Source organism: Kitasatospora sp. NPDC085895 (assembly GCF_040702125.1).
Lineage (GTDB): Bacteria > Actinomycetota > Actinomycetes > Streptomycetales > Streptomycetaceae > Kitasatospora > Kitasatospora arboriphila.
The window spans coordinates 34,494-60,060 of the sequence record NZ_JBFBJY010000051.1 but is presented as its reverse complement, the minus strand read 5'-3'; the positions used below and the strand labels follow the sequence as shown (position 1 = coordinate 60,060).

Below are 25,567 nucleotides of genomic sequence, written 5' to 3'. Positions count from 1 at the left end.
CACGCCCCGGGGCTCGTGGGCCCACCCCCCCGCGGGGCGGGGTGGTGTGGGGGGGCGGTGCGCGCCGGGCCGACGCCGCGCCGTCCCGGCCCGCCGTCACCGGCGGTGCGGCAGCCGGAAGGAGTTGAAGAAGTCCTTGCCGGGGGTGCCCACGCCGGTGGCGGTGTCGTAGCCCTTGGCCGCGGACAGGCCGTAGTCGGCCGCGATCTTGTAGAGCCGGACCTTCAGCGCGCCGCCGACCAGGCCGAGGTCGACCACGTTGCCGAACTTGTTGTGCACGGCGGAGTCGTTGACGTCGTGGAAGGCGCCGCCGCCGCCGGCCCGGTCGTAGATCGCCGGGTTGGCGAAGCCGACCGCCCGGCCGCCGCGGGCCTGCACGGCGTCGGCGAGCATGGCCGCGTACTCCGGGGCGGAGACCGAGGTGCCGCCGTAGCCGCCCTCGCTGTAGGTGCCGCCGTCGGTGTAGCCGACCAGGGTGGCGGCGACCAGGTCGCCGCTCATCGCGACGTCCGGGGTGGCGCGCAGCGGGGTCGCGGACTTGGTGCCGTCGGCCGCGGTCTTGGCGATCCGGTCCGGCACGACGCCCTGCTGGTACCACGGCTGGGCGAAGTCCTTGGAGACGCCGCCGCCACCGCCGAAGTAGAACTTGCCGGGGAAGGGCGTCCAGGACTTCTGGTCGTCGGAGAGGACGGACCGCTGGTCGCCCATCGACACCTCGCGGCCGTAGTGGCCGGCCTTGTCGGCGAGTTCGAGCGCCGTGCCGCCGACCGAGGTGACCCACGGCGAGGAGGACGGCCAGTCGGTCTGCGCCTGGGTGGTGTCGGTCTGGCAGTTGACGCCGGTGGCGGCGGCGCCCGGCGAGCTGTCGCCGCAGTCGCCGGAGGAGAAGGTGAAGCCGATGCCGGTGACCGCGGCACGCTGGAACAGCTGGTTGTCGGCGGCGACCACCGCGGGGTCGAGGTCCCCGCCGGTGCCGTGCATGATCTCGCCCCAGGAGTTGGAGACCACGTCGGCCAGGTGCTCGTCGACGACCTTGGCCATGGCGTCGTAGAGGTCCTGGTCGTAGCAGGAGTTGCCGCCGACGTAGACCACCTGGGCGTCCGGCGCGAGGCCGTGCGCCATCTCGACGTCCAGCGCCTCCTCGCCGGCCCAGCCGGCCGCGCCGCCGCACTCGTCCTGGTGGGTCCACTTGTCCGGGGTGACGTACTCGCGGTACTGCCCGGCCGCGAACGGCTTGTCGCCGTGCAGCGTGGAGAAGTGGTTGGCGTCCTGCTCCATGCTGGCGAGGCCGTACGCGTCGATGATCGCGATCCGGGCGCCCTTGCCGGACACCTTGGCGTCGGTCACGCCGTACGCCTTGCGCAGCTGGCTCGGGACGTAGGAGCAGGGGGCGAACGGCTCGTTCTTCTCGTAGCCGTCCGGCGCGCCCTTGGCGGTCTTCGAGCCGTAGCCGTCCTCGGAGCAGGTCGGCACGGTCGGCAGGGTCGCCGGCGCCTTCCCGGCCGGGGCGGCCAGCCGGGCGGACTTGGCGCCGGCCTGCGCACGGGCCTCGGCCTCGCGGACGGAGACGGCGTGCGAGGTGTTCTTGTGCAGGGTGTCGCTGAGGCCGCTGACGGCGAGCACCGCGCCGGCCGCCGAGGCCGGGACGACGGCGTCCTTCGCGGCGGCCCGGTGCAGGCCGTCCTCGGTGCGGTAGGTGCGGAAGCCGGTGCCGAACGCCTTGGCGAGGGCGCCGGTGCTGCCGGAGACCTGCACGTAGTGCGCCGTGGTGGCGTCGACCTTGAGGCCGGCGCCGGTCACCCAGTCGGTGACCGCCTTGACCTGCGCGGCGGAGGCGCCGAACCGGGCCTCGGCCTGGCCGTCGGGGAGGAACGCCCCGTAGGCCGGCGAGTTCGGGTCGGAGACCGCCTTGGCGAGGGCGGCGAGACCGGCCTGGTCCTGGCCCGCCAGGTAGATCCGGGCGGAGGCCGGGGCGGAGTCGGGCACGGCGCCGGCGTCGGCCTGTGCGGTGGCCCACTCCGGATGGGTGCCGGGGAGCGGCTTGGCGGTCTGCTCGCCGGTCGGCGTGGCAGCGCCGGCCGGGGCGGCCGCCCCGAGGGTTCCCAGGATCAGCGCGGCGGTGGCCGGTACGGCGATCCTGGAGATCCGGTTGCGTGCTATGGGCACGTCTGTCCCCCACTTCGGGAAAGAATGGTGGAGCGTCGGTGTCGCTCAACGAGGGCGTGGCAGGCGGGCCGGCGGAAGAAGTCCCCGGCCTGCGTCGATGGTTGACTGCCGTGAGCCATCTATTCCGATGATCACGTGGATCTCAAGGGACGGCGGAAAAGATTTACCGGTGCATGACCAGTCCCGGGGGAACCCATAGCCTGATCGCCCACGCCCGTACGGGCCGTCAGCCGCCGTCCGTCGGACGTCGCATGACGTCCGCTCATGTCGGAGCGGGTACCGGGGGTGTCGCGCCCGGCGGTCCGCCGGCACGCCTGACCAGGCGGCTCCCCCCGGCGAGCGGCCGCACCTGCCGGGTCCGGCGCCGATTCGCGTGTATTGTCCGGGCCGACCCGTAGTCCCATCCGTGAGGACGCCGAAGCCGTGCCAGCCGACACCCACCGCGCCGGGCAGCCGGCAGCCGCCGCCGGGCGGCGGCAGGGGTGCGCCCGGTGACCGGCGCGGCGCTGGCGGCACTGGCCGCGGACTCGGGCACCGCCGAGTCGGTGGGCTTCCCGGCCCTGTTCCTGCTGGTGGCGCTCGGATCCGTCGTCCCGGTCTTTCCCACCAGCATCCTGGTCAGCGCGACGGCCGCGGCAGCCGTGCACTCCTCGGCGGTGCCCCGCGACGTGGCGCTGGTGGTCGCCTGCGCGGGCCTCGGCGCATGGTGCGGGGACGTCACCCTCTACCGCCTCGCCGGGCAGGCGGGCGGACGGCTGGAGGCCCGGATCCGGCCGAAGTTCGACCATCCGCGGGTCCAGGAGGCCGAACGCAGGCTCGACGAGCACGGCCGGGCCGTCCTGGTGCCGTCCCGGCTCGTCCCCGGCGGGCGGATCTTCATGATCGCGGCCTGTCTGCTCTCCGGCTGGCCCGTCCGCCGCTTCGCCGTCGGCGAGGCCCCGGCCGCCCTGCTGTGGGCCGCCGCCTACACCCTGATCGGCGCCCTCGGCGGCGCCCTCTTCGACCAGACCTGGATGGGCGTCCTCGCCGCCGTCGGCCTCGTCCTGCTGGTGGGCGGCGCGGCCGTGCTCTGGCGCCGACGGCGCCGGACCCGCACCGGACCACCGACCGCGCCGAGCCCCGGCGGGACGGGCCCCGCGAACGGCACGGACGGCACGGACGCGGCGGACGGCACGGACGGCACGGGCGGTATGGACGGCACGGACGGCGACCGGTGACGTTCCGGCGACCGGAGGGCCGGGACCACCGGACGCCCGGACGCCCTGACGACCGCTCAACCGGCAACGGTTGCCAGGCGGTGCGTGTGCGTGGCAAGGTGTGAGCCGCGCTCCGCACGGGAGCGCGCACTCACCCCCAAGGGAATGAAGTCCATGGTCCCGGCGTCCCTCAGCGGCCGCCGTCGGTACTGAGCGCCTGCCTGCTGCGCAGCCTCACGTACCACGCCCGTCTCACGGCGGCCCCACGCGCGGTGCCCCGCACCGTCTGCCATCGCCCTCCGCGGCGGTGGCGCCGGCTCGTACCGGCCCGACATCCAGTGCTCCCCGCCACCGGTGCGGGTGTGCACCCACCCTTGTCTTGACGTGAGGTCATCATCACCGTGGACACCCCTGTCCAGAGCTTCGCCGTTGCCAACCTGCGCCGCCGTCCCCTGGTCGTCGAGACCGGCGGGTTCGTGGCGGGCTTCGACCCCGACACCACCAGCCCCTACATCAACTACGCGACCCCGCTGCCCGGCGCCGAGCCGACCGCGGCGGACGTCGCCGGCCTGGTCGCGGCCTTCCGCGACCGCGGTCTCAAGCCGCGGCTGGAGTTCGCGCCCGACTCGGCTCCCCTCGTGGAGCGGGCGCTGCTCGCTGCCGGCTTCACCGTGGAGGCCGTGCACGAGTACCTGGTCTGCACCCCCGCCACCCTGACCCCGCCCCGGTACGGCAACGCGCCCGTGCCGACGGTCGAGGCACCCGGCGGGGACACGGACTACGCGGCGATCGACGCGGCCCTGTCCGAGGCGTTCGCCGGCGAGTTCACCTCCTCCCCGGAGGGGGCGGCCCGCCTGCGCCGGACCGAGGACGGCGGCGGCGCCGTCCGCTTCGTCCGCTCCCCCGACGGCGGCTGCGCCGGCGGGGCGATCTGCTCGGCCCCGGCCGTCGGCACCTCGGAACTGGCCGGCGTCGGCACCCGGCCCGACTACCGCGGTCGCGGCATCGCGGCGGCGGTCACCGCCGAGCTGGCCGCGACGATGTTCGGCCGCGGCGCCTCGTCCGTCTGGCTGGAGTACTCCGGCGAGGGCTCCCGCCGCGTGTACGAGCGGGTCGGCTTCCGCCCGCAGGGCCGCCGCCTCTACATCGCCCTGGAGGGCTGACCCGGCGACGCCGCGGTGCGCCGGAGGGTCACTCCGACGGCGCCGGGACCGGCCCGGATTCCCGGCCGGCGCCCGATACTGCCGGTGTCGCCCAGTACCCGCACCCGGCCCGGAGGCCGCCATGACGTCGCAGGATCCACCCGCGGCCGGCCCGCCGTACGTGGGGGTGATCGGCCCGGGCGGGGCGGGCCCGCAGGAGTGCGCGCTCGCCCGCCGGGTCGGCGAACTGCTGGCCGGACACGGCGCGGTGCTGCTCTGCGGCGGACTCGGCGGCGTGATGGAGGCGGCCGCGGCCGGGGCGCGCAGCCGCGGCGGACTCACGGTCGGGCTGCTGCCGGGCACCGACCGCGCCCGGGGGAACCCGCATCTGACGGTGGCCCTGGCCACCGGCCTCGGCGAACTGCGGAACGGGCTGCTGGTGCGGGCCTGCGACGCCCTGATCGCGGTCGGCGGCAGCTGGGGCACGCTCAGCGAGACCGCCCTCGCCCTGCGCATCGGCACGCCGGTCGTGTCGCTGGCGGGCTGGGCCCTCCCGGACGCCCCGCCCGGCACCGGCCCCGTCCGGGCGGCCACCCCGGAGGAGGCGGTGTCCCTGGCGCTGGCAACACGGCCCGGACGTGCCGACGGATGGACACCTCCGGGGTCGTGACCGGCAGGCGCCGACCGGAACACCGACACTGCCCCGGGACGACCCCGGGATGCGCCGCCGCGCTGCCGTCGCGCTGCCGGCAGGTCAGATGCCGCCCGCGGCGGCGTGCCGCTCGGCGTCCCGCAGGACGCCCGCCGCAACGCCCAGCCGCTCGGTGGCGGTGCGGAGCGCGGTTCTGCCGTCCGGGGTGTGCATCCGGTCGGGGAAGGTGCCCGCCACGTCCCTGAGCGCCTCGACGGCGGCGGCCAGCGCGCCCAGCAGGTGCGGCTGGTCGGCGAGCGGCACCGGCTCGCGGTGGGTGCGGGCCTTGGCGAGCGCGGTGTCCCGGGCCTGCTTCTCGACCGCCTTCAGTGCGTCGACGATCCCTGCCAGGGTGCTGTCCATGCCGTCTCCCTCCGGTGCGGGGGCGGCCCCGACCGACCGCCCCTCCCCCTCGTGGTACCCGTCCGCCCGGCGGTCGGGAACCGACGACACGCCGGGTTCCCGCACCGGGTCGCGACGCCGGTGCGGGATGCGGCAGGATCGGCGGCATGACCGATCCGCCGCAGGGCGACCTCCCCCGGAACATCGGCGCCCCCGCCACCCGCGCGCTGACCGGCGCCGGCTACACCCGCCTCGACGACCTGGCCGGGGTGCCGGTCGCCGAGCTGAAGAAGCTCCACGGCATGGGCCCCAAAGCCCTGGAACGGCTCCGGGCGGCCCTGGCGGAGCGCGGCAAGTCGCTCGGCTGACCCGGCGTCGGCCGCGCCCGGACCCGCACACCGACCTGCCTGCCCGACCTGCCCGGTTCGCCCGAACGGTCGGCGAGGACCTGCCGGAGCCGGTGCGCGGACCGCCGTACCACTCTGGTTCGATCGTGACCGGAGTCGTCGGTGGTCCGCCCCGGTCCGGCCCCGGGGTGCCGCGGGGTGCGCCGGTGCGGCCGCCCGGTGTGCGGCGCGGTGTCGGTGAGGAGCGGAAGCGGAACATGTCGTCGTCCGAGGTGTTGTCGGTCGGCCTGCTGGTGGTGGTGCTGGTCTGTGCGGTGGTCCGGCCGTTCGGCTGGCCGGAGGCGGTGGTGGCGGTGCCCGCCGCCGCGATCGCGGTCGGCACGGGTGCGCTCTCCCTGGACCACGCCCGCGAGGAGGCGGCGCGCCTGGGCCCGGTGATCGGGTTCCTCGCCGCGGTGCTGGTGCTCGCCCGGCTCTGCGCCGACGAGGGCCTGTTCCGGGCCTGCGGGGCCTGGATGGCGCGGACGGCCGCCGGCCGGCCCCGCCACCTGCTGGTCCAGGTGTTCGCGGTCGCCTCGGCGATCACGGCGGTGCTCAGCCTGGACGCGACGGTCGTCCTGCTGACGCCGGTGGTGTTCGCCACCGCGGCCCGGCTCGGCGCCCGGCCCAAGCCGCACGTCTACGCCTGCACCCACCTGTCGAACACCGCCTCGCTGCTGCTGCCGGTCTCCAACCTGACCAACCTGCTCGCGTTCACCGCGAGCGGTCTCGGCTTCGTCCGCTTCGGTGCGCTGATGCTGCTGCCCTGGCTGGTGGCGATCGGTGTCGAGTACGTGGTGCTGCAGCGCTTCTTCGCCGCCGACCTCGACGCCGGGGCGGATGCCGCGGCGGCCGACGAGGTGCCCCGGATGCCGCGGTTCGCACTGGTCACCGTCGCCTGCACGCTGGCCGGATTCGTGCCCGCCTCGGCGCTCGGGGTGGACCCGGCGTGGGTGGCCTGCGCCGGAGCGCTGGTCCTCGCCGCGCATGCGCTGGCCCGGCGGAGGACCACCGTGCTCACCGTGGTGCAGGCGACCAGCGTCCCGTTCCTGGCCTTCGTCCTGGCGCTCGGCCTGGTGGTGCGCGCCGTGGTGGACAACGGACTGGCGGACGCGCTCGGCCACCTGGTGCCCACCGGCCAGGGGTTCGCGGCCCTGCTGGGGATCGCCGCGCTGGCGGCCGTCCTGGCGAACGTGATCAACAACCTGCCGGCGGTACTGGTGCTGCTGCCGCTCACCGCCCCGTCCGGGGCCGGGGCGGTGCTGGCCGTCCTGCTGGGCGTCAACATCGGGCCCAACCTGACCTACGCGGGCTCGCTCGCGACCCTGCTGTGGCGGCGCATCGTGCACGCCCACGAAGGGGAGGTGGACCTCGGCGAGTTCACCCGGCTCGGACTGCTCACGGTGCCTGCTTCCCTGCTCCTGTCGGTCGTGGCACTGTGGGGCTCCCTGCAGGTCGTCGGAGGGTGAGGCCGTGGCGGTCGTGGTGTGGGTGGCCGAGGGCACGTGGCGTGCCTGCGTCGACGCGGCCCGGGTGCACGCCCCGCCGGGCGCGGAGGTCGTGCTGCTGCACGTGAGCGACCGCGACGTGCCCGGCGCCGCGCACGGCGCCTTCGCCGGGCTGATGGGCCGTCGGCACCCGCGCGGCGACCACGCCGACGGCTGGGGCAGCGACCCCGGCAGCCGACTGGAGGAGCTCGCGGACGCGGCCGGGCACGGGCTGCTGGACGCCGCGGCGGAGCGCCTGGGGCGTCCCTGCCACCGGGTGGAACGGGCCGGGCGGACCGAGCGGGAGGTGGTGGCCGCCGCGGAGGGCGCCGACCTGCTGGTGCTGGCCCGGGACGGCGACCGCACCCACCTCGGACCGCGCAGCCTCGGACCGGCCGCCCGGTTCGTGGTGGACCACGCGCCCTGCCCCGTCCTGCTGGTCTGGCCCGGTGCCGCGCCGGGCACGGCGACGCTCCCGCCGGAGCCGGACCGGCGGTGAGGCCGCGGCCCCGGGGTCGCCCGTGATCACGGTGACGCCTGTTCGGCGGTGCTCGGTGGCAGCGGGGCTAGGACGGGGCCATGCTGAAGGTCCAGCGTCCCGCCGTGAACCCCCGAGCACGGCGGGGCGCGCTGTGCTGTGCGGGGCCTGCTGTACCGGGCCGTGCCGGTCCGGGCGGGTCAGACCGGGACGGCGGCCGGGAGGGCGGCGAGCCGTTCGGCCTCCGGCGAGCCCGGCTCGGCCGTGTAGACGACCAGCAGCAGGCCGGGGTCGCCCGGCAGGGCCAGCGTCTCGTAGCCGAGGTCCAGCAGACCGGCCGTCGGGTGCCGCAGCAGTTTCCGCCCGTGGGTCTTCTCAGCCACCGCGTGCCCGTCCCAGAGCCGCCGGAACTCCGGGCTGCGTGCCGACAGCTCCTCGACGAACGCGGCCGCCCGCCGGTCGGCGGGGTGGCGGGCCGCGTCCAGCCGCAGATGGGCGACGGTCTCCGCGGCGACCTGCTCCCAGGCCGGGTAGAAGGCGCGGGCCCGCGGGTCGAGGAAGGCGTGCCGGGCCATGTTGCGCTCGCCCTCCGGGATGTCCGACAGCCCGAGCAGCGCCTCCGCCGCGGCGTTCCACGCCAGCACGTCCATGCACCGGCCGAGCACGAAGGCCGGGCCGGCCAGCATGTCGAGGACGAGCCGCACCCCGTCGCGGACCTCCGCCGGGGCCGCCGCGACGGCGTCCTCCCGGGGCGGCCGGGCCAGTCGGTGCAGGTGGGCCCGCTCGGTGGCGTCCAACCGCAGCACCCTGGCCACCGCGTCCAGCACCTCGGTGGAGGTGCCGCCGCCGCGGCCCTGCTCCAGCCGCACGTAGTAGTCCACGCTGACCCCGGCCAGCTGCGCCACCTCCTCGCGGCGCAGCCCGGGCACCCGCCGGCGCCGTCCGTACTCCGGGAGGCCGAGCGACTCCGGCCGGACCATGGCGCGGCGGGCGCGGAGGAAGGCGCCGAGTCCGTCGCGATCACTGTTGCTCATGCCCCGACCCTACGGATCCTCCGGGGCCGTCGAGGGTGGTCCTGGCAGACCCAGGAAAACCACGGCCCTGGGTGGGCGCGGACGGGAGCGGCAGGCTCGGGGACGTCAAGGAAACGACGGCGGGACGACCGCCGCTGATCCCCTCCCAGGAGCCCACCATGTCCTACTCCTCCCTCTCCGGCCGTGTCGCCGTCGTCACCGGTGCCGCGAGCGGCATGGGCGCCGCCACCGCGAAGCTGCTCGCCGCGAACGGCGCCGCGGTGGCGCTGCTCTCCCGCCGCGAGGACCGGCTGAAGGAGCTGGCCGCCGAGATCGGGGCCGCCGGTGGCCGGGCGCTCGCCGTGCCGGCCGACGTCACCGACCAGCGGTCGGTGGACGGGGCCGCCGAGCTGGTCGCGGCCGGACTCGGCCGGGTCGACCTGCTGGTCGCCGCCGCCGGCGTGATGCTGCCCAACCCGGTGGACGACGGCCGGATCGACGAGTGGACCCGGATGATCGACACCAACGTCACCGGTGTGCTGCGGGTGGTCCGCGCCTTCACCGGCGACCTGGTGGCCACCGCCGCCGAAGGACGCACCGCGGACCTGGTGGCCGTCTCCTCGATCGCCTCCCACGTCTCCTTCCCCAACTACGCCGTCTACAGCGCCACCAAGGCGGCGCTCACCCACCTGGCGACCTCGCTGCGCAGCGAGTTCGGCCCGCGCGACGTCCGGGTCTCCACCGTGGAGCCCGGCCTGACCGACACCGAGCTCGGCGCGCACATCGACAACCCCTCGCTGGGTCTCGACGGCCAGCTCGGCGCGATGTTCGACGCGATCGGGCCGCTCTCCGCCGAGGAGATCGCCGACGTGATCGGATTCACCGTCAGCCGCCCGCGGCACGTGAACCTCCGCCACCTGGTGGTGCTGCCGACCCGTCAGGCCTGAGCGGTGCCGGCCGCCGACCGGTGATCACGGCGGGGTAGGGTCGGGGGATGACTGAGGACTGGCGTTCGGACCGGATCGGCAGCGCCCTGCGCGGCGAGAACCCCTCGGTGCTGCGGCGCCTCGGGGCGGGCTTCGCGGTGATCGGGGACGTGCAGTTCCTGCCGGGCTACTCGCTGCTCCTGACGGACGAGCCGGGCGTGCAGCGGCTGTCGGAGCTGCCGCGCGGGCGGCGGATCGCCTTCCTCTCCGACATGGAGCGGCTCGGCGAGGCCGTCGAACTGGCCTGCCGCCGCCTCGACCCCGCCTTCCGCCGGGTGAACCTGGAGATCCTCGGCAACACCGACGGCTACCTGCACGCCCACGTCTGGCCGCGGTACGAGTGGGAGCCGGCCGACCTCGTCCGGATGCCGGTCTGGCTCCACCCCGAGGAGAGCTGGACGGGTGCGGACACCGCCCTCGGCCCGCAGCACGACCCGCTCCGCGCCGCCATCGCCGGCGAACTGGACCGGCTGGCCGCCTCGGACGCCGACGGCCGCTGAGCCGCCGGGCCTCTCCGGTGCGGTGGGGTCGGCTTCGCGGTGGGCCGGCGGGCTCACTGCGCGCCCAGGGCCATCCACTTGCCGGGGTCGTCGAGGGGCGCGAAACCCGCCTTGGCGTACACCTCGTGGGCGTCGGCGGTGGCCAGCATGATGCGGCGCAGCCCGAACGGGGCGAGGTGGTCGCGGACGGCGGCGGTCAGGGCGGTGCCGAGGCCCCGACCGCGCGCGCCAGGGGCGACGTAGACGTCGCAGAGCCAGCCGAAGGTGGCACCGTCCGTCACCACCCGGGCGTAGCCCACCTGGGCACCCGAAGCACTCTCGTACACACCGAAGTTGAGCGACCCGCCGATCGCCCGCTCCTGCTTCTCCCGCGGACGGCCGAGCGCCCAGTAGGCGTCCTCGGACAGCCATCGGTGGACCAGCGCCCGGTCCAGGCGCTCGGGGTCGGTGGACAGCTCGTAACCGGTGGGCAGATCGGTGCTCATGGCCCGCATCCAAGCAGGCCGGGCCGCCCACGGGCCACCGGATTGTCCGCGGGCACCCGGCCGCCGGGCCGGTTCGACCGGGGTCGTGCTCCTTCGGTCGGTGGTCCTCCGACCGGTGGTCCTTCGGTCAGTGGTCCTCCGACCGGTGGTCCTCCGGTCAGGCGGGCGGGAGCTCGCCCGAGCCCCGGACGATCAGTCGGGTGGGCAGTTCGACGCGTCGCGGCGGGGAGGTGTCCCGGCCGAGCCGGTCGAAGAGCAGGCGGGCGGCCGTCCGGCCGAGCGTCTCCGGGTCCTGCGCGACCACGGTGAGACCGGGGCTGAGCAGGGCGGCGAGTTCGAGGTCGTCGAAGCCGACCACGGCGGGCCGGGCGGACAGCCCGGCCAGGGCCCGGAGGGCGGCGAGGGTGACCCGGTTGTTCGCGGTGAAGAGTGCGGTGACCGGCTCGGCCCGCCCGTCCGGCCCGTCGGTCAACAGGCGCCGCACGGCCCGGCCGACCGTCACGGGGTCGGTCGGACCGGTCGCGATCCACCGTTCGTCGACCGGCAGTCCGGCCGTCCCCATCGCCTCGCGGTAGCCGCGCAGCCGCTCCGCGCAGGTGTGGATGTGCGGCAGGTCCCCGACGAAGCCGATCCGGCGGTGCCCGTGCGCGATCAGGTGGGCGGTGCCCGCGCGGGCGCCGCCGGCGTTGTCGCTGAGCACCGCGTCGGCCTCGATCCCGGCGCCGGGTCGGTCCAGGAAGACCACCGCGAGACCGGAGGCGGTTTCGGGCAGCAGGTAGCCGTGGTCGCCGCCCGCGGGCACCACCAGCAGCCCGTCCACCCGGCGGGCGCACAGGGCCAGGGCCAACTCCCGTTCGCGGTCCGGGTCCTCGGCGCTGGAACCGGCGAACAGCAGACAGCCGTGCTCGCGGGCGACGGCCTCCACCCCGCGGGAGAGCGCCGAGGAGAACGGGTCGCCGATGTCCTCCAGCACCAGCCCGACGCTGGCGGTGGAGCCGGTGCGCAGCAGCCGGGCGCTGTCGTTGCGGCGGAAGCCGAGTTCGGCGATCGCCGCCCGCACCCGGGCCGCCATCGCGGGGCTGACGCCGGACTCCTCGTTGACGACCCGGGAGACGGTCTTCAGTCCGACGCCCGCCGCGGCCGCGACGTCCTTCATGGTGGGCCTGGCGGCAGGTCGGCTGTTCATGACCACGCAGCATACGGACCCGACGACGCTGGACAACGTTGTCAGGCTCGGCCAGAATCGACCCCCGTACCACCGCACCCGCCCCGGAGCACCACCATGAGCAGCGCCAGGACGGCCGGCCAGGCCGCACCCGGAACCGACGCCCCCGGCCTCGTCGCCGCCCTCGACATCGGCGGGACGAAGATCGCCGGCGGACTCGTCGACCCCTCCGGCCGGCTGCTGCACCAGGTCCAGCGCCCCACCCCGGCCCGCGAGGACGCGGACACCGTCCTCGGCGCCGTCCACCGCGTCCTCGACGAGCTCTCCGCGCACCCGCTGTGGGGCGGGGTGCGGTCCCTCGGCATCGGCAGCGCCGGCCCGGTCGACACCTCCGCTGGCACCGTCAGCCCGGTCAACATCGCCGCCTGGCGCGGCTTCCCGATCGTCGCCGAGGCGGGTGCGCACCCGGCCGTCCGGGGGCTGCCCGTGGTGCTCGGCGGCGACGCGGTGGCGATGACGGCGGCCGAACACCGCTACGGCGCCGCCCGCCCGTACGCCGACGCGCTCTGCCTGGTCGTCTCCACCGGCGTCGGCGCCGGGCTCGTCCTGGGCGGCAGCGTCCACCACGGGCGGACCGGCAACGCCGGCCACCTCGGCCACATCAGCGTCGACCTGGACGGCGACCCCTGCCCGTGCGGCTCGCGCGGCTGCCTCGAGATCCTGGCCAGCGGCACCGCGATCGCCGCCCGAGCCGTCCGGGACGGCTGGCGGCCGACGGGGCCCGACACCTCCGCGTCCGCCGTCGCCGAGGCCGCCCGGGCCGGCGACCCGACCGCGCTCGCCTCCTTCGACCGCGCCGCCCGGGCGCTGGCCGCCGGCATCGCCGCGACCGCCACGCTGGTGGAGATCGAGGCGGCCGTGATCGGCGGCGGCGTCGCCAGGGCCGGGGACGTCCTCTTCGACCCGCTCCGCCGCCACCTGCACACCTACGCCGCCCTGCCGTTCGCCGCCGGACTCACCGTCCTGCCCGCCCACCTCGGCACCGACGCGGGGCTGGTCGGCGCTGCCGCCCTGGCCCTCGACGAGTTGTCTGCCTCCTGAGGCCACCGCGTCCCGGTCGGCCCGGCCGGGCCCGATCAGACCGGCCGGGCCTGGTCAGAGCGTCCGGGCCTGGTCTAGCAGAGCAGGGCCAGCAGGCGGGCCTGGTGGTCGGCGAGCCGGGCGGACTCGGCCGGCGCGAGGTCGAAGTGGGCCAGGAAGGCAGGCACGTCCAGACCGCCGTACAGTCGCTTCCCGGCCCGCCGGCTCCGCCAGTCCGGCCCGTCCGGCCGGTCCGGCACGGGCGTTGAGCTCAGTCCGCCGGGGCGAGGAGGGCGAGGAGCCGGTGGGCGAAGGCGGCGGGGTGTTCGACGGCGCCGAGGTGGCCGCCGGGGAACTCGGCGAGGTCGCGGTGGAGGAGGGCGGCGAGGCGGGAGGCCGGGCCGTGGAGCGGGAGTTGGTGGCGGGAGTCGCGTCCGGCGGCGGGGACCAGCCTGTCGGCGACGGGGCGCAGGGCGGCCAGGTCGGGCGGGGTGGTGGCGAAGGGGTAGAGCATCCGGTCGAGGAAGACGGGCAGGTTGGCATGCATCCGCGGTGCCATCTCCTGGATCTCGGGCGGCAGTTCGGTGGCCTGCTCGGCGACGGCCTCCGGGCTGCGGTCGGGGGCGTGCTCGGGCTGCCCGTCCCCCAGGCCCTCGCCGAACCGGGCCATGGCGGCGGCGATGCCCTCCGTCCGGTAGGTGGCGCGGACTTCGGCGAAGAGGGCCTTGTGCGGGGCCGGGTCGTCGAGGAGCTCCAGCAGGGGCGGCTCGTGGGCGACGACGCGGCGCACCCGCCCGGGGTGCCGGGCGAGCAGGTCGACGGCGACGATCGCGCCCGAGCTGCAGCCGAGCACGTCGGCCGTGCCGTCGGGCGAGAGGTGCTCGATCAGGCGACGGGCGTCGTCGCTCCAGACGTCCACCCGCTGGTCGGTGAGCGGTCCGTCGAGGGGGCTGCGGGAGAGGCCTCGCGGGTCGTAGGAGACGACGGTGTACCGGGCGGCGAGTTCGGCGTACATGCCCGCGTACATGCCGGCGTCGCCGGCGCCGCCCGGGAGGAGCAGCAGGACGGGGCCGCTGCCGCGGACTTCGTGGTGGAGGGTGGCGCCGGGGACGGCGAGGGTGCCCGTCCGGGTGGTGGTGGCGGTGGTCATCGGGGGCTCCGGTCGGGTCGGGCGGGCCAGTTCTCGAGCAGGACGTGGAGGGCGTCGAGCGAGCGGTCCCAGGATTCCTGGACGGTGCGGGGGTGGCCGAAGCCGCCGCTGAGTTCGAGGTGGATGTAGCCGTGGAAGGCGGCGCGCAGCAGCCGGGCGGCGTCGGTGAGGTCGGGCTCGGCGAGGCCGTAGGCGCGGAGCATGCCGTGGGTGAGTTCGGCGCTGCGGCGGACGACGGCCGAGTCGGTGATCTCCTCGGGGGTGAACTGCAGTTGGGTGGCGGCGTAGCGGCCGGGGTGGGCGAGGGCGTACTGCCGGTAGGCGTCGGCGAAGGCGACCAGGGCGTCCTTGCCGGCCCGGCCGGCCACGGCGGCGGCGATCCGTTCGGTCATCTCCGCGCCGCCGAGCAGGGCGATCCGGACGCGCAGCTCCCGCAGGTTCTTGATGTGGGAGTAGAGGCTGGCGTCCTTGACGCCGAAGTGCCGGGCGAGCGCGGAGACGGTGACGCGGTCGAGTCCGACCTCGTCGGCCATCTCCGCGGCCGCCTCGGTGAGCTTCGCCGCCGTGAGTCCGGCACGCACCATCGCCCGACCGCCTTTCCTAGGATCTCTAGGTTTTAAGCTAGCACCCCGAGGAAGTGGGCGACGGGCATTTTCTCCGGGCGCGGGTCAGTCCACCGGGCGCAGCTCGGGGAACCGGTCGGTGGGCCGGTCGAGCAGCCCGCCGTCCCGGTGGCGCAGGGTCCGGTCGAAGAAGGCCGCGGTGCAGGCCCGCTCGGCGGCGACGGCCCGCTCCGGGTCGACCGTGCCGATCAGGTCGGCGGCGGTGCCGGGCGGCAGGTCCAGCTGCCGGGCGAGCTGCGGCACGATCGACTCCAGGTCGGTGTAGCTGCCGTGCGCCGCGCCGGTCAGGGTGAGGTCGCGGTGCCAGCCGGTGCTGTGCTGCCAGAGCGCGCCCCAGGACGGGTTGGTGCGGTGGTCGTTGCCCTCGCTGCCCATCAGCAGGAAGGGCCGGTCGAGGCCGTCGGTGGCGACGGTCGACGGGTGCGCCGGGTCGTGGTCGTCGCCGACGTAGCCGATCACGCCGTCCAGGTTCTCGCCGGCCGCGATCCGCGGGTCGTCGTGCATCGCCTGCAGGGCGGTGAAGCCGCCGGCCGACTGGCCGAACATGCCGATGCGGCCCGGGTCGAGCACCGCGCCGAGGCCCTGCGGCAGCCGCCGGTGCTCGGCGTCCGGGTTGCGGCCGGCCGCGAACGCGCCGACCTGGTCCAGCACGAAGCTGGTGTCGGCCACGCGGACGTCGACGAGCTTGCGCAGTAGCGCGGTGAGCTTCTCCTGCGCCTTCTCCGGGTCCGGGTCCTGGACGGCGGCGATCTCGGCGTCCATCCGGCTCGCCGCCACCCGGCCGCCGGGGAACTCGACGGCCGGTGCCTCGTAGGTGTGGTCGACCGTCACCACGACGTACCCGCGCGAGGCGAGGTCGTCGCCCAGGGTGGTGCCGAACGCGGCCGGGTCACCGCCGCCGGGCGAGTACAGCACCACCGGGCGCGGCCCGCCGCGGAGGTCCGCAGGGGCGCCCTCGTGCGCGTGGGTGCGGGTCTGCGCCCAGGCCACCCGGTCCATCGGCAGGCCGCCGCCGTTGCGGTACATCGTCTCGAAGACGGCCGCCGCCGCGGCCGGCATCTGCGGGGCGGTCGGGTAGTGCCCGGCGTCCCGGGCCGGGTAGCGGACGGTCACCATCACCTCGCGCGGGCCGGACCCGGTCCACGGCTCGGTCCTGGCCGGGTCCACCAGGTGCAGCGACACGGTGCCGACCGGGTACGGGCCGCTCGGCGCGGGCAGCACCAGCCGCGCCCGGGGCGGGCCGTCCGCCGCCGGAGCACCGACCGCAGCGGCCGGGGCGAGGGCCGCCACGGCGGCGGTCGCGGTCAGCACGGCGAGCGCGGTGGCCCGCAGCAGGCGGCGGCTGGCCGCAGTGGCCGTCGGGGCGGCGGACGAGCGGGTGGTCGAGGTGCTCAGGGGCATGGCTGGGGACTCCCGTCGGATCGGAACGGTAGGTCGTACACCTGTCGTTGCCTCAGACTCTCCCGCACGACAGCCTCATGACATCCCGTACACCCCCGGACGCCGGGTGGGGAAAGCCCCCGGAGCGGGCTCCGGCCGGCGCCGCACGGCATCCTGAACCGTCCCGTGGGATCCGCGTGATGCACCGATGGGGCCGCCCGAGGACCGGACGAGCCCCCATGGCCGGAGCAGTGGCATCTGCGGGCATGAGCGATTCGATGCAGGTCCTCGACTGGCTGCAGAACTGGTACGCCGACCAGTGCAACGAGGACTGGGAGCACGAGTGGGGCGTGAAGATCGCCACTCTCGACAATCCCGGCTGGACCGTCACCATCGACCTGGAGGAGACCGACCTGGAGGACCGCGGATTCGCCCGTCAGGACGTCAACCGCAGCACGCATGACCGACTGTGGGCGTGGATCTCCGAGAAGGCCTTCCACATCAGGTGCGGCCCCGCCGAGGCCCTCGCGCTGTTCCGCGACCGGGCGACCGGAAGCGCCTCCTGACGGACCTCATTCCGGCGTCCCGGTGGAGCGGCGGCGGGAGGCCTCGGCGAGGGTGGTGTTCAGCACGATGACGCCCGCGAGGACGTACGCGGCCGTGGGGTGACCGAGGCCGTACAGGGCGGCCGCGCCGCCGCCGAGGACCAGCGCCTTCACCAGCAGCACCCAGGGCAGGGCCGGCCGGTAGCGGGCCCGGGGTGCCGCGAACAGGCCCCACAGGACCACGGCCGCCGCGGGCAGCCCGATGCCCAGCAGCACCCGCCCCGCCCCGCCGCCGCCCTCCGCGAACCCCCACCACGCCAGCAGCACCAGGGCCGCCAACTCCAGCAGGAAAGCCAGCAGTTCGTTGGCCGTGAACCACGGCCGGCCGGCCGGTCCGGCCACCACCTCGGCCGATCCGTCCCGTGTCTTGCGCATCATGCCCGGGCCCTCCCCCGCCGTGCTCCCCGCCGCCGGCTGCGCGGCCGCCCCAGCATGGCACGCGGGCCGCCGGAGCGGGTGTCGTCCCGCTCAGCGGCCTCACCCGGCACGGTGACGCTCCGTCATGTCAGGGTGCGAGCGGGAGATCGGCAGGGCTTGCGGACATCGCGTGAAGGCCCGTGTCGGTCCGCGGAGCTGCCGGGATGATCAGCCGCGAACGCCGGCGCAGCGTCGCGCCGGCGGCGGACGGAGGTGTGCGCGTGGCGATGGGTGTCTCGGTGAGCAGTCCGCCCCACCCGCATCTGGGCCGGGCGGTCCGCGACCGGCGGGACGGCCGCTGCGGCACCATATCCGGCCAGTTGGTCGAGCGGGACACCGAGACCGGGCGGCTGCTGCGCCGCCGGATCTTCGTCCGTCCGATGGGCGGCGGGATCGAGTGGGAGGCCGCGCCCCAGGACCTGGTGCCGGCCTGAGCCCACCGCGCTGCGACACCGGGTGTGGCAGGATGCGTCGATGATCACCGACCCGCCCGTGCCCGCCGTTCCTGCGGCGGTGCCCGCCGTGGCGCCCCCCGTGGTTCCCGAGGGCCGGATGGCCGCCGTGGCGCAGCCGGTGCTGGCCGTCTCCGCCGGGCTCGAACTGCGGCCGTGGCGCCCGGAGGACGCCGGTGCCCTGGTCGCGGCGGGCCGGGACGCGGCGATCCGGCAGTGGAACCTGCTCGCCGTGCCCACGGCGGAGGACGCCCGCCTCAGGATCGCCCGCATGCAGCAGCGCTGGCAGGCCGAGGAGGCGGCGATCTGGGCGATGGCCCGCCCCGGTGGCGAGGTCCTCGGGCTGGTCGGCTGGAACGACGTCGACCTGACGGCGGGCAGCGCCGAGATCGTCTACTGGGTGCTGCCGCACGCCCGCGGCGGCGGTCTGGTCGTCGAGGCGGTGCGCCGGGCCGGCCGGTGGGCCCTGGACGAACTCGGCCTGCACCGGCTGACCCTGTGCCACTCCACCGCCAACCCGGCGTCCTGCCGGGTCGCCGACAAGGCCGGCTACACCGTCGAGGGCACCATGCGCAGCTCCCTCCGCCATGCCGACGGCTGGCACGACCAGCACCTGCACGCGCTGGTCGCCGGCGATCTCTGACGGACGTTCAGGAGGTACTGCGGTGTTCACCGTCCCCGGGACCGTCCGGACGCCCCGGCTGACCCTCCTGCCGCTGGAGGCCGCCCACGCCGAGGAGATGGCGGAGGTGCTGGACGACCCCGCGCTGCACGCCTTCACCGGCGGCCGCCCGCTCGGCCTCGACGAACTCCGCAGCCGGTACGAGCGGTTGGTCGCCGGTTCGCCCGATCCCGGTCAGATCTGGGCGAACTGGGTGGTCCGGCTGGACGCGGCCGACCGCCTCACCGGGACGGTCCAGGCAACGGTGACCACCCACGGCGACGGCGACGGCCGGTGCACCGCGGAGATCGCCTGGGTGGTCGGCTCCGGGTGGCAGCGCCGCGGCATCGCGACCGAGGCGGCGCGGGGCCTGGTCGCCGCGCTCACGGCCGCCGGGGTGGAGCGGTTCGTCGCCCACGTCCACCCCGGGCACCGGGCGTCCGCCGCGGTCGCCGCCGCCGTCGGGCTCGCGCCCACCGGTCATGTGCAGGACGGCGAGGTCAGGTGGGAGTCGGGCTGACCGTCACCCACGCCGGTCGCCGCCCACGGACGGGTCTCACGCGCTGCTCGTCCGGCGGCGCGGGGCACGGCCGGCGAGCCAGGCGACGGCGGCGAGAAGGCCCGCGAGCGGGCCGAGGAACGGGGCCGGGCTGGTGTGGAAGACCGTGCTGCCGAGCACCCCGACGAGCTGCCAGCCGGCGCCGAGCACCGCCGCGGCGGAGAGCCAGTGCCAGCCGTCCCGGCGGACCACGGCGAACGGCAGCACGAGCACCGCGACGGTCTGCAGCGCGAAGCCGAACCGGAACCAGCCCAGCCAGACCGCGTTCCACCACGCGCCGCGGGTGCCCCGCTGCCCGAGGTCGTCCCGGTACTCCAGGAAGGTGGTGCCGTCCGACCACCACGGCCAGAGGTAGAGGCCGACCAGCGTGAGCGTCGCGGCGGCGATCGCCAGCCAGGCGTGCCCGGCACGGCCGGGCTCCCGTTCCTCGAGAAAAGGCATGTGTCCCCCCGGTGGTGTGCGGCACCTGCTGATGCTGCGCTCCAGCATGACGGAGGGGGCGGACACCGGTGGCCGGTTCGGCCGAGCCGGCCGGCGGGACGTGGCACGGACGCGGCCTGCCCCCGGGGATGTCCGGCCCGTCCCCGGGGCGCGCGGCCCGTCCTGGGGGTGCGCCGCCCGTCCTGGGGGTGCGCCGCCCGGATCAGCCCCGCAAGGTGCCGAGGCGGCCCTCGAGTTGGAGGAGGAGGTCGGCGAGGCCGGCGCCGAGGAGGCGGCGGGTGGGTTCGTCCAGGCCGGCGAGGAGCGCCCGCTCGTAGGCGAGTTGCCGGGGCAGCAGCCGGTCGACGAGCGCACGGCCCTCGTCGGTGAGCCGGATGTAGCCGATCCGGCGGTCCCGGGTGTCGGTGCGGCGGTCGATCAGCCCGCGGTCCTGGAGGGCGCGCAGCCGTTTGGTGACGGCGGCACCGGAGGCGAAGGTCTCCCGGGCGAGTTCGCCGGGGGTGAGTTCGCGGTCGGTGCGCCGGACGGCGCCGAGCAGGTCGAACTCGCCGCGGGTCAGCCCGGCGGAGCGCAGCGGGGCGTCCTCGGCCTGCTGGAGCAGGGCGGCGCAGCGGTTGATCCGGCCGACGAGTTCCATCGGCTCGGTGTCGAGGTCCGGGTGGACGGCCCGCCACTGCCGCCGCACCGTCGCGACGACGTCGTTCGCACCGCTGTCCTGGTTCACGCCGCTCCGCTCTCCGGGGCGGGGTGGAGGCCGCCCCGCCGTTGGGCCGTCCCCGCGAGGGTACGGTGTCCGGCCTCCTCGGCGGCGCGCAGCGCCTGCTCGGGCAGGGTGCGGCGGCGCCATTCGCCGGCGGCGGTGTCCCGGGCGTCGCGCAGGTCGGCCAGGCTGTGCGCGAGCCGGCGGGAGGCGGCGTGCACGGCCGCGGGCTCGGCGGCCGGGTCGGCGAGGGCCCGTTCGGCGTGTGCGCGGGCGCGGCCGGTGGCGTGCAGGGCGTGCCGGACCCGGTCGGTCGTGCGGTGGTTGGTGACGGCGAGCGCGGCGGCGAAGCCGACGGCGGCGCCGATCAGGGTGTCGAGGACGCGGTCGCCGATCAGCCGGCCGGCCGGGTGGTCGCCGGTGAACTCCACCAGCAGCAGCGCCATGGGAGTGACCGCGACCGTGCCGAGCCAGTAGTTGCGACTGATCAGCGCTTCGGCGGCGAAGTTGAGGACGAGCAGGCACAGCACCAGGGCGACGGGCCCGGTCCGGATCAGCGGGACGGCGGCGGCGAAGACCGCGACGCCGAGCAGGTTGCCGAGGGTGCGCTGAAGGGTGCGGTTCCAGGTCAGCGCGATGTTGGCCTGGTGGATGGAGGCGGCGGTGACGATCGCCCAGTACGGCCGGTCGACGCCCAGGAGGAGCGTGGCGTACCCGGCCAGGGCGCAGCCGAGCAGGGTGCGCAGTGCGGCGGGGGCGTGCGCGGCACCGGGGGCGAGGCTGCGCAGCAGGCGCGGGCGGGACACGCGGGCCTGCGGCGCCGCGTCAGGGGGGTGCGCATCGGGCAGGTGCGTATCGGTCAGGTCCGCTTCGGGCAGGTCCGTCTCGGGCCGGCCGTGGACGGTGGGCGGGACGGGGAGCGGGCCATGCGCGCGGACGGCGGCGGCCCAGGCGTGGAGCTGCTCGCTCGCGGAGCCCCCGCCGGGGTCGGAACCGTGGCCGGGGTCGGAACCGTGGCCGGGGCCGGAACCGTGGTCAGGACCAGGGCCGGCAAGGGTGGCCTCGGCCCGGCGGAGCAGCCGGTGGAGGGTCCGGCGGTCCGCGGTCGGGGCGCCGGCGAGGCGGAGGCAGTGCCGGGCGGCGCGGAGCGCGGTGGTGGCGGCGTGGCGGGTCTGCGGGCCCGGGGCGGCCGCGTGGGCCGCGGCGGCGGTGAGGGCGCGGGCGGTGGCGCGGCGTTCGGGGCCGTCGGCGCGGCGCAGGGCGGGTGCCATCGCCACCAGCCAGGCGAAGGCTCCGGCCGCCAGGGTGAGGGCGAGGTGGCCGGGGACCCGGCCGATCTCCTGCGGGGCGAACAGCGCGCCGGCCATGACGAAGGTGAAGATCACGTTGCCGGGCGGGCCGATCCCGCTCGCATCGGCCACCGCCTTCTGCACGGCGGCGAGGACGGCTCCGACGGCGATCAGCACCACCGCTGAGTGGGTGAGCGAGGCGACCGTCAGGGCGACCGCGACGCCCGCGAACATGCCGACCACCACCCGGGCGAGGGTGGTGGCGCGGCGCGCGTACGGCAGGTCGTGGCCGTAGAGCGCGCACAGCGATCCGGCCATGGTGTAGGCGACCAGGTCGAGGCGGCCCAGCGCGCAGAGCACGAGGTTGGGCAGGGCGGACGCCGCGGCGACGCTCAGCGCCGGCTTGAACCACCGGTCGGACGGGCGCCCGAGCCGCAGCGCCTCCCGCGCCGGAAGGCTGCGGAGACGGAGGCCAGAAGTGACAGTTGCAGAACCCACCCATTAAGGATAACAGGTATTACACCAGTAAAATTGCTTGTCTCCCCCGAGGGGCCCGGCCGGAAATTCCGTGGACGTCGCGGCCGCCGTCCGCAGACTGGTCGACATGACCGCATTCGACGCCAAGGCCGACCTGCACCTCTATCTGCAGGACGCACGCGACGCGCTGCTGTGGAAGCTCGACGGACTGTCGGAGTACGACGTCCGGCGCCCGCTCACGCCCTCCGGCACCAACCTGCTCGGACTGGTCAAGCACGTGACCGCCGCGGAGGCGGTGTACTTCGGCGAGACCTTCGGACGCCCCTTCGAGGCCGCGCCGCTGTGGATCGCCGGCCGGGCCGAGCCGAACGCCGACCTGTGGGCCACCCCGCAGGAGTCCCGCGAGGAGATCGTCGGCCTCTACCACCGGGTGTGGGCGCACTCCGACGAGACCGTCCGCTCCCTGCCGCTCGACGCGACCGGCCGGGTCGGCTGGGGCCGCCGCGCCGAAGTGACCCTGCACCGCATCCTCGTCCACGCCATCGCCGAGACCGACCGCCACGCCGGGCACGCCGACATCGTCCGCGAACTCGTCGACGGCGGCCGCGGGCTGCGGGCGCAGGACGGCAACCTCCCGGAGGGCGACGACGCCTGGTGGAAGGGCCACCGGGACCGCGTCGAGCAGGCCGCGCGCGAGGCCGCCGGCCTGCCCGACCCGGCCCCGGAGGGACGTCCCTCGCCGATCGGGCGCTGACGCCCGTTCACCGGCCCCTGCCGGAGGCCGTGCCGGCCGTCGAATCGGCCGCCGGGTCGGCCGTGAAAACCACTGTCCGGATACCGGAGCGGAGTGATAGACAACCGGCGTGTACAACGCTCTCGACTTCGACGACCTGCTGCGACTGATGGACGAGCGGTCGACCGCCTTCCGGGCCGCGCTCGCGGCCGCGCCCGGCCTCGACGTGCAGGTGCCGACCTGCCCCGAGTGGACGCTGTTCGACCTGGCGCAGCATCTGGGCGAGGGACGCCGCGCCTGGGCCGCCACCATCGCCGCAGGCCCTGGCGCCACCGGCAAGGCCGTCCCGCGGAGCGAGCCGACCGCACCCCGCGAGCGCGAGGCGCTGCTCGCCTGGTCGGCCGCATCGACGCAGGAGCTGCTCGACGCGCTGCGCGAGGCCGGCCCGGACCGCGGCTGCTGGACGTGGTGGGGCAAGTCGCAGTCGCCGCAGACCTGCGCCGCCGCCGCCCGGCGCCAGCTCCACGAGATCACGGTGCACACCTACGACGCCCAGCTCGCCGCGGGCTCCCCGCAGCCGGTGCCGGACGAGCTCGCCCTCGACGGTGTCGAGGAGTTCCTCTCCACCATCTGCACGACGACCGAGAGCTGGCCGCACGAGGCCGCCGTCGTCGACTACCGCACCACCGAGGGCCGCGCCTGGCGCCAACGGCTCTCCGCCGACGGCTCCCGCGTCGTCGGCCTGCCCGCACCCGACGCGGAGCCGACCGATGCCTCGATCGAGGGCACGGCCGACGACCTGGTCCTCGCCCTCTACGGCCGCATCCCGCTGAACTCCCTGAAGACCGAGGACGATCGGGGTGTCTTCGGCCGACTCGTGGAGTGGGACCCGGAGCGGTAGCACGGCCCGGTCCTGCCGGGGGCACCGCGCGATCCGGGGGTGGGTGTCACGGCAGCACGGGCCGAGCCCCGTCCGTCCGGTGGCCCGCATCCGGATCGCGCGGTTCTCCCCCGGCCTTCCACCGGGAGGTGCCCCCACGCGCCCCTCGTGGTGCACCCCACGGCCGCAGGACCATGAGCGAGTCCCCCGGGGTCGCCACCATGGCGAAGGGGAACCGGTCGAGTTCCAGGCAGAGCGCGACGTCATCGGCATGGGATCCCTCCCGCACCCCCTGCGCCAACTCGGCGGCGGCGCGCGAGGATCCGGCGCGGCGGAGGAACTCGGCTGCATCCGTGTCGTCCCCGGCGGCCCTGCGGGCGATGTACTGGGCGCACGCCAGGTCCTCGTCTGCGTGCCCGTCCTCTCCCGTGACCACGAACGTGACACTGTCGCACCCGCGTGCCCGCAGCAGCCGGGCCGTCGCCTCCGCCACCACGAAGCCGGCGCACAGCACCAGCGACGCATCCTTCACCGCCAGGGCGCCGACCGTCCCCGCGGTGGTCTTCTGCACGACCGTCCGTCCCCCGAGGTCGGCGGACCGCAGCCGACCCGGCGAATTCACCAGCTCGAACCCGGGCATCGGCGGGCCGTCCTTGAGCGCCACCCAGTCCGGGTGACGCTCCTTCAGCGCCAGGGCCTCGTCCAGCGACTCGGCGAGCACGATCTTCTCCGCCCCCCGGGCGAAGACCCAGCCTGCCACCGTGCAGGCCCGCATGACGTCGACCACGACCGCCACGGACGGGACTTCGGCCAACTCGGCGATGCCGAGGAAACGAGCGTCCATCCCGCCATGATCGCGCCCGCCCGACCCGGCGCGCCAGGAGATTACCGGGCAGCGGTTCAGCCCCGGGCCGCGTCGGTGTCGGCGGGCCCGGTCCGCCTGCGGCCGGTGACCTCGGAGGCGGGCAGTCGGCCGGCGCGGGAGGTGCCGGCCAGGGCGTCGCCGTCCACCGTGACGTCGAACGCCAGGTTGAGGCGGAACGGCCGGGTGACGGACTGCCGCCAGCCGAGCCGGTCGCCGTCCAGGGTGACGGCGTCGAGCGGGACCTCCTCCTCGGCGCCGCGGGCGGTGCCGGCCAGGCGGCCGTCCCGCCGGCGGAGTTCGATCACCGCGGTGATCCGGCCGACGGGCGTGGCGATGGCGAGGTCCCAGGTGCCTTCGACGGGCGTGACGGACATGGTGGTGTGCTCCTCGTTCAGCGGGTCGTGGCGGGTTCGGTCAGAAGGCGGCCGGGGCGGGGCCGTCGCTCCGCCAGACCGTGCCGCGGCGCTCGTGGGCGAACAACTCCTCGACGGCGTGCGCGATCTGCGGTCCGACCTCGCGTTCCAGCAGGTACAGCGCCAGGTCGAGGCCGGAGGTGACCCCGGCGCCGCTGACCAGGTCGCCGTCGTCGACGACCCGGGCACGGACGGCGTGCACACCGGTGGCGTCCAGCAGGTCGAGGCCCAGGTGGTGGGTGGTGGCGCAGCGGCCCTCCAGCAGTCCGGCCATGGCGAGGACGAGCGAGCCGCCGCACACCGTGGCGACGGTCGTCCGCGGGTTGTCGACGGCCCGGGCCAGCAGGCCCGACAGGGCGGTGTTCAGGGTGCGGCCGAGCAGCACGGGGACGGGCGCATCGGCTGTGCCGGGGTCGGCGGTGTGCTCGGGTTCCTCGGCCTCGCCGATCCGGCCGGAGGCGCCGGGGACGAGGACCAGGCCGGGGCGGTCCGGGTCGAGCGCGGCGGTGGCGCGCAGCGCGAGCCCGCCCGTCCCGCCGACCACCTCGCGGGGGCCCTCGGCGGAGACGAGTTCGACGGTCACCGCCCCGGCGGAGGCGGTCCCGCCGGCGTGCAGCACCTCGTAGGGGGCGACGACGTCGAGCGGGTCGAAGCCGTCGAAGAGCACGATCTGGGCATGCATGGGCGTCCTTCAGCAGGTGGGAGGGGTGGTGGCGCGGCCGGCGACACCCGACGCTATCCACGGGCGGCGGAGGGCCACAGGGGCTCCGGCGACAGCTTTCAACGGGATAGCGACACCGCCGTG

General features: G+C 75.7%; 30 protein-coding genes. 15 read left to right on the top strand and 15 right to left on the bottom strand.

What is annotated here, in order from left to right; genetic code table 11:
- Window positions 1–96 precede the first annotated feature (96 nt).
- Window positions 97–2,166 carry a S53 family peptidase gene (locus AB0442_RS27245; protein WP_366166041.1) on the bottom strand — a complete coding sequence of 690 codons (2,070 nt, stop codon included), beginning with the start codon at window positions 2,164–2,166 and terminating at the stop codon, window positions 97–99.
- Window positions 2,167–2,657: 491 nt separating this feature from the next.
- Here AB0442_RS27245 and AB0442_RS27240 point away from each other — a divergent pair, with 491 nt between their 5' ends.
- The 3 genes from AB0442_RS27240 (at window position 2,658) to AB0442_RS27230 (ending at window position 5,174) form a co-directional block, all read left to right on the top strand.
- On the top strand, window positions 2,658–3,383 hold the full coding sequence (locus AB0442_RS27240; protein ID WP_366166039.1) for a VTT domain-containing protein: 726 nt from the start codon (window positions 2,658–2,660) through the stop codon (window positions 3,381–3,383).
- Between the two features lie 380 nt (window positions 3,384–3,763).
- Window positions 3,764–4,525 (top strand): GNAT family N-acetyltransferase, encoded by a 762-nt coding sequence (locus tag AB0442_RS27235; protein WP_366166038.1) that lies wholly within the window; start codon window positions 3,764–3,766, stop codon window positions 4,523–4,525.
- Between the two features lie 121 nt (window positions 4,526–4,646).
- Window positions 4,647–5,174: a TIGR00725 family protein gene (locus tag AB0442_RS27230; protein ID WP_366166037.1), complete on the top strand. Its 528-nt coding sequence runs from the start codon at window positions 4,647–4,649 to the stop codon at window positions 5,172–5,174.
- A gap of 84 nt (window positions 5,175–5,258) precedes the next feature.
- Here AB0442_RS27230 and AB0442_RS27225 read toward each other — a convergent pair whose 3' ends face one another.
- A complete protein-coding gene (locus tag AB0442_RS27225) occupies window positions 5,259–5,558 on the bottom strand; it encodes a hypothetical protein (protein ID WP_366166035.1) in 300 nt (99 codons plus the stop codon).
- 146 nt (window positions 5,559–5,704) lie between these two features.
- Here AB0442_RS27225 and AB0442_RS27220 point away from each other — a divergent pair, with 146 nt between their 5' ends.
- From AB0442_RS27220 to AB0442_RS27210, 3 genes are all read left to right on the top strand, one after another.
- A complete protein-coding gene (locus tag AB0442_RS27220; protein ID WP_363547542.1) occupies window positions 5,705–5,905 on the top strand; it encodes a helix-hairpin-helix domain-containing protein in 201 nt (66 codons plus the stop codon).
- A gap of 236 nt (window positions 5,906–6,141) precedes the next feature.
- The gene (locus AB0442_RS27215) at window positions 6,142–7,392 is read left to right on the top strand and encodes an SLC13 family permease (RefSeq protein ID WP_366166033.1); all 1,251 of its coding nucleotides are present in this window, start codon (window positions 6,142–6,144) and stop codon (window positions 7,390–7,392) included.
- A gap of 4 nt (window positions 7,393–7,396) precedes the next feature.
- Window positions 7,397–7,909 (top strand): universal stress protein, encoded by a 513-nt coding sequence (locus AB0442_RS27210; RefSeq protein WP_366166032.1) that lies wholly within the window; start codon window positions 7,397–7,399, stop codon window positions 7,907–7,909.
- 179 nt (window positions 7,910–8,088) lie between these two features.
- On the opposite strand, the gene AB0442_RS27205 is transcribed toward AB0442_RS27210, so the two are convergent.
- Window positions 8,089–8,922, bottom strand: coding sequence for a helix-turn-helix transcriptional regulator (locus AB0442_RS27205; protein WP_366166031.1), 834 nt, complete (start codon window positions 8,920–8,922; stop codon window positions 8,089–8,091).
- Window positions 8,923–9,080: 158 nt separating this feature from the next.
- On the opposite strand from AB0442_RS27205, the gene AB0442_RS27200 reads away from it, so the two are divergent.
- Both AB0442_RS27200 and AB0442_RS27195 read left to right on the top strand, forming a co-directional pair.
- Window positions 9,081–9,848 carry an SDR family oxidoreductase gene (locus AB0442_RS27200; protein WP_366166029.1) on the top strand — a complete coding sequence of 256 codons (768 nt, stop codon included), beginning with the start codon at window positions 9,081–9,083 and terminating at the stop codon, window positions 9,846–9,848.
- A 47-nt stretch (window positions 9,849–9,895) separates the two neighbouring features.
- Window positions 9,896–10,387, top strand: a complete 492-nt coding sequence (locus tag AB0442_RS27195; protein ID WP_363547553.1) for a diadenosine tetraphosphate hydrolase — start codon at window positions 9,896–9,898, stop codon at window positions 10,385–10,387.
- Between the two features lie 53 nt (window positions 10,388–10,440).
- Here the strand turns inward: AB0442_RS27195 and AB0442_RS27190 are convergent, their stop codons facing one another.
- Window positions 10,441–10,872, bottom strand: coding sequence for a GNAT family N-acetyltransferase (locus tag AB0442_RS27190; protein ID WP_366166027.1), 432 nt, complete (start codon window positions 10,870–10,872; stop codon window positions 10,441–10,443).
- Window positions 10,873–11,029: 157 nt separating this feature from the next.
- Entirely contained in the window at window positions 11,030–12,058 is a 1,029-nt protein-coding gene (locus AB0442_RS27185; RefSeq protein ID WP_366166026.1) for a LacI family DNA-binding transcriptional regulator, read from the bottom strand.
- A 96-nt stretch (window positions 12,059–12,154) separates the two neighbouring features.
- Here AB0442_RS27185 and AB0442_RS27180 point away from each other — a divergent pair, with 96 nt between their 5' ends.
- Window positions 12,155–13,138: an ROK family protein gene (locus AB0442_RS27180; RefSeq protein WP_366166025.1), complete on the top strand. Its 984-nt coding sequence runs from the start codon at window positions 12,155–12,157 to the stop codon at window positions 13,136–13,138.
- Window positions 13,139–13,388: 250 nt separating this feature from the next.
- Here the strand turns inward: AB0442_RS27180 and AB0442_RS27175 are convergent, their stop codons facing one another.
- From AB0442_RS27175 to AB0442_RS27165, 3 genes are all read right to left on the bottom strand, one after another.
- A complete protein-coding gene (locus AB0442_RS27175) occupies window positions 13,389–14,267 on the bottom strand; it encodes an alpha/beta hydrolase (protein ID WP_366166024.1) in 879 nt (292 codons plus the stop codon).
- The gene (locus tag AB0442_RS27170; RefSeq protein WP_366166022.1) at window positions 14,264–14,851 is read right to left on the bottom strand and encodes a WHG domain-containing protein; all 588 of its coding nucleotides are present in this window, start codon (window positions 14,849–14,851) and stop codon (window positions 14,264–14,266) included. The genes AB0442_RS27175 and AB0442_RS27170 overlap by 4 nt, the downstream gene beginning before the upstream one ends.
- 84 nt (window positions 14,852–14,935) lie before the next feature.
- Complete coding sequence (locus tag AB0442_RS27165; RefSeq protein WP_366166020.1) at window positions 14,936–16,291, bottom strand: hydrolase; 1,356 nt, start codon at window positions 16,289–16,291, stop codon at window positions 14,936–14,938.
- 245 nt (window positions 16,292–16,536) lie between these two features.
- Here AB0442_RS27165 and AB0442_RS27160 point away from each other — a divergent pair, with 245 nt between their 5' ends.
- Window positions 16,537–16,836, top strand: coding sequence for an immunity 53 family protein (locus AB0442_RS27160; RefSeq protein WP_366166018.1), 300 nt, complete (start codon window positions 16,537–16,539; stop codon window positions 16,834–16,836).
- A gap of 6 nt (window positions 16,837–16,842) precedes the next feature.
- Here AB0442_RS27160 and AB0442_RS27155 read toward each other — a convergent pair whose 3' ends face one another.
- A complete protein-coding gene (locus AB0442_RS27155; RefSeq protein WP_366166016.1) occupies window positions 16,843–17,253 on the bottom strand; it encodes a YrdB family protein in 411 nt (136 codons plus the stop codon).
- A gap of 278 nt (window positions 17,254–17,531) precedes the next feature.
- Between AB0442_RS27155 and AB0442_RS27150 the strand changes: the two genes are divergently transcribed.
- The 3 genes from AB0442_RS27150 to AB0442_RS27140 are packed head-to-tail and all read left to right on the top strand — an operon-like array spanning window position 17,532 to window position 18,925.
- Window positions 17,532–17,726, top strand: coding sequence for a hypothetical protein (locus tag AB0442_RS27150; RefSeq protein ID WP_363547578.1), 195 nt, complete (start codon window positions 17,532–17,534; stop codon window positions 17,724–17,726).
- Between the two features lie 40 nt (window positions 17,727–17,766).
- Window positions 17,767–18,387: a GNAT family N-acetyltransferase gene (locus tag AB0442_RS27145; RefSeq protein WP_366166014.1), complete on the top strand. Its 621-nt coding sequence runs from the start codon at window positions 17,767–17,769 to the stop codon at window positions 18,385–18,387.
- Window positions 18,388–18,409: 22 nt separating this feature from the next.
- A complete protein-coding gene (locus AB0442_RS27140; protein ID WP_366166012.1) occupies window positions 18,410–18,925 on the top strand; it encodes a GNAT family N-acetyltransferase in 516 nt (171 codons plus the stop codon).
- Between the two features lie 36 nt (window positions 18,926–18,961).
- Here AB0442_RS27140 and AB0442_RS27135 read toward each other — a convergent pair whose 3' ends face one another.
- From AB0442_RS27135 to AB0442_RS27125, 3 genes are all read right to left on the bottom strand, one after another.
- On the bottom strand, window positions 18,962–19,405 hold the full coding sequence (locus AB0442_RS27135; protein WP_363547587.1) for a hypothetical protein: 444 nt from the start codon (window positions 19,403–19,405) through the stop codon (window positions 18,962–18,964).
- A 202-nt stretch (window positions 19,406–19,607) separates the two neighbouring features.
- Window positions 19,608–20,129 carry a MarR family transcriptional regulator gene (locus tag AB0442_RS27130; RefSeq protein ID WP_366166010.1) on the bottom strand — a complete coding sequence of 174 codons (522 nt, stop codon included), beginning with the start codon at window positions 20,127–20,129 and terminating at the stop codon, window positions 19,608–19,610.
- Entirely contained in the window at window positions 20,126–21,892 is a 1,767-nt protein-coding gene (locus AB0442_RS27125) for an FUSC family protein (RefSeq protein ID WP_366166008.1), read from the bottom strand. The genes AB0442_RS27130 and AB0442_RS27125 overlap by 4 nt, the downstream gene beginning before the upstream one ends.
- A gap of 106 nt (window positions 21,893–21,998) precedes the next feature.
- On the opposite strand from AB0442_RS27125, the gene AB0442_RS27120 reads away from it, so the two are divergent.
- On the top strand, window positions 21,999–22,625 hold the full coding sequence (locus tag AB0442_RS27120; RefSeq protein ID WP_366166006.1) for a DinB family protein: 627 nt from the start codon (window positions 21,999–22,001) through the stop codon (window positions 22,623–22,625).
- Window positions 22,626–22,734: 109 nt separating this feature from the next.
- Window positions 22,735–23,505 carry a maleylpyruvate isomerase family mycothiol-dependent enzyme gene (locus AB0442_RS27115; RefSeq protein WP_366166004.1) on the top strand — a complete coding sequence of 257 codons (771 nt, stop codon included), beginning with the start codon at window positions 22,735–22,737 and terminating at the stop codon, window positions 23,503–23,505.
- A 46-nt stretch (window positions 23,506–23,551) separates the two neighbouring features.
- On the opposite strand, the gene AB0442_RS27110 is transcribed toward AB0442_RS27115, so the two are convergent.
- From AB0442_RS27110 to AB0442_RS27100, 3 genes are read right to left on the bottom strand one after another with little or no spacing between them, the layout of a single operon-like run.
- Window positions 23,552–24,328 carry a 2-phosphosulfolactate phosphatase gene (locus AB0442_RS27110; RefSeq protein ID WP_366166002.1) on the bottom strand — a complete coding sequence of 259 codons (777 nt, stop codon included), beginning with the start codon at window positions 24,326–24,328 and terminating at the stop codon, window positions 23,552–23,554.
- Window positions 24,329–24,384: 56 nt separating this feature from the next.
- Window positions 24,385–24,723 (bottom strand): hypothetical protein, encoded by a 339-nt coding sequence (locus tag AB0442_RS27105; protein ID WP_366166000.1) that lies wholly within the window; start codon window positions 24,721–24,723, stop codon window positions 24,385–24,387.
- Window positions 24,724–24,763: 40 nt separating this feature from the next.
- Window positions 24,764–25,444 carry a DJ-1/PfpI family protein gene (locus AB0442_RS27100; RefSeq protein ID WP_366165998.1) on the bottom strand — a complete coding sequence of 227 codons (681 nt, stop codon included), beginning with the start codon at window positions 25,442–25,444 and terminating at the stop codon, window positions 24,764–24,766.
- Window positions 25,445–25,567 lie beyond the last annotated feature (123 nt).

Excerpts from the sequence above, each read along its gene's own strand:
- AB0442_RS27205 (WP_366166031.1), bottom strand. The coding sequence starts at position 8,922 with ATGAGCAACAGTGATCGCGACGGACTCGGCGCCTTCCTCCGCGCCCGC.
- AB0442_RS27100 (WP_366165998.1), bottom strand. The coding sequence starts at position 25,444 with ATGCATGCCCAGATCGTGCTCTTCGACGGCTTCGACCCGCTCGACGTC.
- AB0442_RS27165 (WP_366166020.1), bottom strand. The coding sequence starts at position 16,291 with ATGCCCCTGAGCACCTCGACCACCCGCTCGTCCGCCGCCCCGACGGCC.
- AB0442_RS27145 (WP_366166014.1), top strand. The coding sequence starts at position 17,767 with ATGATCACCGACCCGCCCGTGCCCGCCGTTCCTGCGGCGGTGCCCGCC.
- AB0442_RS27170 (WP_366166022.1), bottom strand. The coding sequence starts at position 14,851 with ATGGTGCGTGCCGGACTCACGGCGGCGAAGCTCACCGAGGCGGCCGCG.
- AB0442_RS27230 (WP_366166037.1), top strand. The coding sequence starts at position 4,647 with ATGACGTCGCAGGATCCACCCGCGGCCGGCCCGCCGTACGTGGGGGTG.
- AB0442_RS27200 (WP_366166029.1), top strand. The coding sequence starts at position 9,081 with ATGTCCTACTCCTCCCTCTCCGGCCGTGTCGCCGTCGTCACCGGTGCC.
- AB0442_RS27175 (WP_366166024.1), bottom strand. The coding sequence starts at position 14,267 with ATGACCACCGCCACCACCACCCGGACGGGCACCCTCGCCGTCCCCGGC.
- AB0442_RS27160 (WP_366166018.1), top strand. The coding sequence starts at position 16,537 with ATGAGCGATTCGATGCAGGTCCTCGACTGGCTGCAGAACTGGTACGCC.
- AB0442_RS27220 (WP_363547542.1), top strand. The coding sequence starts at position 5,705 with ATGACCGATCCGCCGCAGGGCGACCTCCCCCGGAACATCGGCGCCCCC.
- AB0442_RS27225 (WP_366166035.1), bottom strand. The coding sequence starts at position 5,558 with ATGGACAGCACCCTGGCAGGGATCGTCGACGCACTGAAGGCGGTCGAG.
- AB0442_RS27190 (WP_366166027.1), bottom strand. The coding sequence starts at position 10,872 with ATGAGCACCGATCTGCCCACCGGTTACGAGCTGTCCACCGACCCCGAG.
- AB0442_RS27110 (WP_366166002.1), bottom strand. The coding sequence starts at position 24,328 with ATGGACGCTCGTTTCCTCGGCATCGCCGAGTTGGCCGAAGTCCCGTCC.
- AB0442_RS27195 (WP_363547553.1), top strand. The coding sequence starts at position 9,896 with ATGACTGAGGACTGGCGTTCGGACCGGATCGGCAGCGCCCTGCGCGGC.
- AB0442_RS27120 (WP_366166006.1), top strand. The coding sequence starts at position 21,999 with ATGACCGCATTCGACGCCAAGGCCGACCTGCACCTCTATCTGCAGGAC.
- AB0442_RS27135 (WP_363547587.1), bottom strand. The coding sequence starts at position 19,405 with ATGCCTTTTCTCGAGGAACGGGAGCCCGGCCGTGCCGGGCACGCCTGG.
- AB0442_RS27185 (WP_366166026.1), bottom strand. The coding sequence starts at position 12,058 with ATGAACAGCCGACCTGCCGCCAGGCCCACCATGAAGGACGTCGCGGCC.
- AB0442_RS27215 (WP_366166033.1), top strand. The coding sequence starts at position 6,142 with ATGTCGTCGTCCGAGGTGTTGTCGGTCGGCCTGCTGGTGGTGGTGCTG.
- AB0442_RS27180 (WP_366166025.1), top strand. The coding sequence starts at position 12,155 with ATGAGCAGCGCCAGGACGGCCGGCCAGGCCGCACCCGGAACCGACGCC.
- AB0442_RS27105 (WP_366166000.1), bottom strand. The coding sequence starts at position 24,723 with ATGTCCGTCACGCCCGTCGAAGGCACCTGGGACCTCGCCATCGCCACG.
- AB0442_RS27155 (WP_366166016.1), bottom strand. The coding sequence starts at position 17,253 with ATGATGCGCAAGACACGGGACGGATCGGCCGAGGTGGTGGCCGGACCG.